We start from the raw sequence: 1,455 nt of genomic DNA, 5'->3' as shown, positions 1-1,455 counted from the left end.
GTATTAATTGGTGATAACGCATAATCTGTCTGATTGATAGAATAAAAAGAGTGGTCAATTTGATCTGCACCCCAAAAGTTGGACTAACCAAACCAACAATTGAGGTGCAGATTTTTTTATGGGTAAACACTACACAATCGAATTTAAATTACAGGTTCTTCAACCTATTCTGAATCGAAAAATGAGCATTCGAGAAGCAGCTCGTTTTTACAATATCTCCTCTAACACATTAGTCGGAACCTGGTTGAAACGGTTTGAAAAAAGTGGCATAAAAGGACTTATTCCCCACAAACCATCAGGATGTCCACCGATGAAACCTAAATATGCAAAAATGCCACCGCCACCCAAAACTGAAGAAGACCGTTTACGCCTGAGAATTTTACAGCTTGAAGCGGAGGTGGCCTACCTAAAGGAGTTGAGAAGGCTCAGACTTCAGGACGAAGCCGAGCAACGGAAATTATCCAAAGGTTAAGAACACGCTATCCGTTAAAATGGCTTTTAGGCTTTGCACAGTTAGCGCGTAGTACGTTTTTTGCTAAACGTCAGATTAAACCGGATAAGGATGAGTTGTTGAAAAAGGCCATTAAACGCATCAAAGCCAATCATCCTGATTATGGCTACCGACGTGTTCATGCCAGCTTGCCAGACGTAAATCATAAAAAAGTTCAACGTTTAATGCAGACACTTGGGCTTCAAGTGCGCTCAAGAAAAAGCAAGAAATTTACGACCTATCGAGGCACGATAGGGGTGATAGCACCGAATCATCTTGAACGCGATTTTAGTGCAACGGCCCCGAAACAAAAATGGGTAACTGATATCACCGAGTTTAAGGCGAAAGATGGGAGTAAAGTCTATTTATCCCCAATTTTAGACTTATTTAACAATGAGGTAGTCTCCTATAATCTCAGCTATTCCCCAAACTGGGCGCAAGTAGAGGACATGTTAATGCAAGCCGTCAAAGGATTAAATAAAGCTTGTGGTGTGATTTTACATTCAGACCAAGGCTGGCAATATCAAATGGTAGCTTATCGTCGAATTTTAGCTGAACATGGCATCATTCAAAGTATGTCGAGAAAAGGGAATTGCTTGGACAACGCCGCAATGGAAAGTTTCTTTGGGCGATTAAAAACGGAATGTTTTTATGGTCGGGAATTTAACAGTAGAGAGGAGATAGTTGATGCCGTCAGGGATTATTTGGATTACTATAATCATCGACGGATTCAACTAAAATTAAAAGGACTGAGTCCGATACAATATCGAAAACAATCCTTTAAATAACAGTCTAATTTTTTGGGGTCAGATCAAATTGACCGCTCTTTTCATTTAAAATGGAAATAATATTGGCACAATAAAAACAGTCACCAACATAACAATTAAGGTAAAAGGTACGCCAATTTTAATAAAGTCAGCAAATTTGTAGCCACCAGGTCCCACCACCATGGTATTTACCGGAGA

Annotated in this window: 2 protein-coding genes; both read left to right on the top strand. The window is 39.7% G+C overall.

The genetic code is table 11. From position 1 onward, the window contains the following. Positions 1-118 precede the first annotated feature (118 nt). A complete protein-coding gene (locus tag E7A03_RS09915; RefSeq protein ID WP_316074105.1) occupies positions 119-472 on the top strand; it encodes a helix-turn-helix domain-containing protein in 354 nt (117 codons plus the stop codon). Further along, complete coding sequence (locus E7A03_RS09910; protein WP_316074107.1) at positions 457-1,278, top strand: IS3 family transposase; 822 nt, start codon at positions 457-459, stop codon at positions 1,276-1,278. Before E7A03_RS09915 ends, E7A03_RS09910 begins: the two co-directional genes overlap by 16 nt. Positions 1,279-1,455: the final 177 nt, after the last annotated feature.

Source organism: Veillonella parvula, from assembly GCF_032472435.1.
GTDB lineage: Bacteria > Bacillota > Negativicutes > Veillonellales > Veillonellaceae > Veillonella > Veillonella parvula_N.
The sequence above is the reverse complement of the archived record's forward strand: the minus strand, read 5'-3'. Positions and strand labels throughout refer to the sequence as shown.

Bases quoted from the DNA above. Each gene is read 5' to 3' on its own strand.
- E7A03_RS09915 (WP_316074105.1), top strand. From the start codon at position 119: ATGGGTAAACACTACACAATCGAATTTAAATTACAGGTTCTTCAACCT.